The following is a 3,778-nucleotide window of genomic DNA, read 5'->3' as shown; positions in this document are numbered from 1 at the left end:
TCGAAAGGTTTTAGCGAAGCAGATAACAAAGTTGATAGAAACCGAAGCTTATGCACCAGGAGACCCTGCTTGTCACGGTTATCGTAGTCGTACCCCACGAAATGCCGTGATGTTTGGCCCTCCAGGAATGAGCTATGTTTTCCTTATTTACGGGATGTACCACTGTCTGAATATTGTGACAGATGTAGATGGGGTGCCTAGTGTTGTCTTAATTCGAGCTTTACAATTGGAGTCTGTGCCAGATTGGTTATGGGAGCATATTCCAAAACAAAAATCAAAATCTCAAATTTCTCGTTTGGCTGCCGGACCTGGTAAACTTTGTCGTCTACTTAATATAGACCTGAGTTTGAATGGTTTGCCGTTAGAAGTGGAGCAACCTATGTGGTTGGAACATCGCACTCCCCAATTTCAGCAGGAAAATTTGCGAATAGTACAAACAACTCGTATTGGCATTACAAAAGGAACGGAGTTACCGTGGCGGTGGTATTTGGCTGACTGTGATGCTGTGTCTAAGGAGTGAGGAGTCAGGAGGAGCGAGTCAGGAGTCAGGAGATTTGCTCAAACTACTAGAGCGTCTAGACTAAAATTGTGGGTAAAACCTAACCCCCCAACCCCACAAGTATCCACCCTTGCCCCACGAGTGAAAGGCTGTACTTTACCCACTTCCTTACAGGATAGGGGAGAGGAGGGAGAGGGGGAAGAGGGGGAAGAGAAGAAACCTGCCATTTCTCATATCTAGGACAGAGGTGGCTAAAAGTGAATAAGGCAATTTCACCATTTGCCAACTAATACTAGCTACTTAAACCATCTCCCCACTAATACCATTTCTCAAAAAGAATGCTATACCCGATCGGGTGGGGAAGTGTGGTCCGTGTGGTCCGTGTGGGGAGGTAGGGACGTTGTACAGGCAAAAATGCGTTTCATGTCGCGCAGCGTTTCGCTACACGACATGAAAAACGCGCGTTGTGCGCCAGCTAAACTTCCGTACAACATAAGAATAATAAACATTAACTGGGCTATTATTAGCAAAAAATGATTTCCCCTGTATTAATTACTTAATAACTGAAGTGTTACCTAAGTATAGCAATGCTTTTGGGAATTGGTATAAGTAGTCCCAATTAAGAAATAAAATTGTGTTATCCACTTTTAGCGACCTCTTTGTGGAATGAGTTACCGAAAAATTAAGGTTTAAAGCCTCTCACTCGCCGTGGAGAAAAAGCGGTCGAGGGATGGCGAGGTTTCCGTTCCCTCCGGGACGCTACGCGAACGCTGGCCTCCAATCGACCAAGACAGCGGTCGGAAAGCGGAGCATGACCTAGGATGGGATGGCGAGGTCTCCGTTCCCTCCGGGACGCTACGCGAACTTCGAAGCTTTGCGAAGCGCAAACGCTGGCCTCCAATCGACCAAGACAGCGGTCGGAAAGCGGAGCATGACCTTAGGATGGGATGGCGTTAGCGCAGCTCCTCTGTAAGAGGCAGCTCCTCTGCAAGAGGCAGCGGGTCTGTTAAGAGCGGGTCTCCTCGACATATCCAATCTCCCCTCGAGAACCCAAAAATTCCTTTTAACCAATCCTCAATGTTTTAAGAAGAGGTAATTATTAATTATTAATTATTAATGGCTTTGTTGCATGAAAGTGGCGATATAGCTGCCGCTAGGCTCCGCCAACGCAGATTACTCCCTGAACATTTATTCTGACTCCTGACTCCTTCTTCAATGAGTTTGCTGAACTGGTATTTCAATTACAAATTCTGCCCCTTTTCCTGGTTCTGAATAACAATTAATTTTGCCGTGATGCCGATCTTTAATAATTTGATAGGCGATCGCTAATCCTAAACCTGTTCCTTTACCAACAGGTTTAGTTGTAAAAAATGGGTTAAATAATTTTTCTAGAACATTTGATGGAATTCCACAACCATTATCTGCAATTTTAATTGTTGCCAAGGTTTTATCTGTATTGGTAAAAGTTTGAATCCGAATTTGACTGGGATAGGCATGAATTTCTTCCAAGGTACGAGTTCTATTCTGTTCTTCCAAAGCATCAATTGCATTAGTCAAAATATTCAGAAAAACTTGGTTTAACTGTCCAGAATAACAAGAAATTAATGGCAATTTACCATAATCTTTAATCACTCGAATTTCTGGGCGATTGTTTTGAGTTTTTAAACGATGTTGCAAAATCAACAAAGTTCCATCTAATCCTTGATGGATATCTACTTTTTTAATATCTGCTTCATCAAGTCGAGAAAAGGTTCGCAATGAGGTTACAATTTCTATAATTCGCTCAGTTCCCATCCGCATTGATGTCAACAATTTAGAAAAATCTTCAACTAAGAAATCTAGTTCAATTGCTTCTAATTCATCTTCAATTTCTGGAACAGGATTTGGATAGTGTTGTTGATATAAATTAATTAAATTTAATAACTCTTGGCTATAAGTTTCAGCATGAGTAAGATTGCCATGAATAAAATTTACAGGGTTATTAATTTCATGAGCAATTCCAGCTACCATCTGACTTAAACTTGACATTTTCTCGCTTTGAATTAGACCTAGACTTTTTTGCAGTTCAGCCTCAGCACGATTACGGTTTTCAATTTCAGTGTTTAAATTATGATTTACTAGGGTCAATTCTTGAAGTTTATCCCCCAATTTTTGACGAGATTCTGCTAATTGAATAGTCATCTGATTAAAACCTGCTGCTAATTCTCCAATTTCATCATTTGTTTTAAGATTTAAACGATGATTTAGTTCTCCCTTACCAATTTTATTAGTTCCTTCTTTTAGTTGCTTGATTGAATTAATTACAGGCAGAAAAATCAGCTTAAACTGGACCAGAAAAACCAAGAAAATTGACACAATTATTACATACTTCGCTAACCTGGAAATTTGCTTTAACTGTTGTGCTTTTTTTCGAGTTATATCATCCCGATATTCTGTTGTTTTGGCTAAAGATTTTAAATACAATTGAATATCTTTAGAGAAGGAGTTTAGGGCACGAATATCTTGTTGAGTTTCGGGTACACTGTAGAAAGTACTTTCCAAACTATTTGCTAAACGAATTATATTTTGATGACGACGTTGAATAACTGAAATTTCTTCAACATCTGGCATTAAAGAGTCTAACTCCTGTAGACAGGTTGTGAATTCTAACTTGGCTCGCTGATAACGTCTCATATCAATAGTATTTTGAGCCAGAAATAAATAATCCTTCAATGCTTCAATTTGATGTGCTAAAGCGACCTGTAAGCAAATTACTTTTTCTATAGAGTTTAAAGTTTTTTCTCTACTTTTTGCAACTGATATTTCTGCTTTATTGATAAAAACTTCACTGCCCAATAAAAGGAACGTAATTATACTAAAACATAAAGTAGAAGAACTTAAAAACTTGGCAATAAGCTTCATAAATTTTAGAGTAAATTTACTATTGAAATTATCAATCGTTTCAGATAAAGATAAATTAGCGGGATGCACAACAAAAATTTTAAACAAAATTTGAATGGATATAATTCTCCACCCAATTTTCAATTATTTAACCATAAATACCAACTTAGAAACTGTTTGTAAATTCATAAAAACCTCTCTCCTCGTAGGAGAGAGGCTTTGAATCCCCCATTCCCTTGTAGGGAAGGGGGGGTTAGGTTTTTAGGATTCATCAGTGTGATGCAGCACTTCTCAAACAGCTTCTTAGATTAAGATGGAGCGTTAAGCAACTTTTGCAGTTTTCGTACAGGTTCGTAATCTTCGTCTGAAACTAAAGTGTAACCTGCTGATTCAATTCCA

The 3,778-nt window shown here is 39.0% G+C and carries 2 protein-coding genes; one reads left to right on the top strand and one right to left on the bottom strand.

Features of this window, described 5'->3' with window-relative positions; translation table 11 throughout:
• The coding region (locus F6K22_RS35225; protein WP_293109164.1) for a DNA-3-methyladenine glycosylase at nucleotides 1–520 on the top strand (520 nt) is incomplete at its 5' end.
• Nucleotides 521–1,711: 1,191 nt separating this feature from the next.
• On the opposite strand, the gene F6K22_RS35220 is transcribed toward F6K22_RS35225, so the two are convergent.
• On the bottom strand, nucleotides 1,712–3,400 hold the full coding sequence (locus F6K22_RS35220) for an ATP-binding protein (RefSeq protein WP_293109162.1): 1,689 nt from the start codon (nucleotides 3,398–3,400) through the stop codon (nucleotides 1,712–1,714).
• Nucleotides 3,401–3,778: the final 378 nt, after the last annotated feature.

The organism is Okeania sp. SIO2F4, assembly GCF_010672385.1.
In the GTDB taxonomy this organism is placed as follows: Bacteria; Cyanobacteriota; Cyanobacteriia; order Cyanobacteriales; family Microcoleaceae; genus Trichodesmium.
This window is presented reverse-complemented; position numbering and strand designations above follow the sequence as displayed.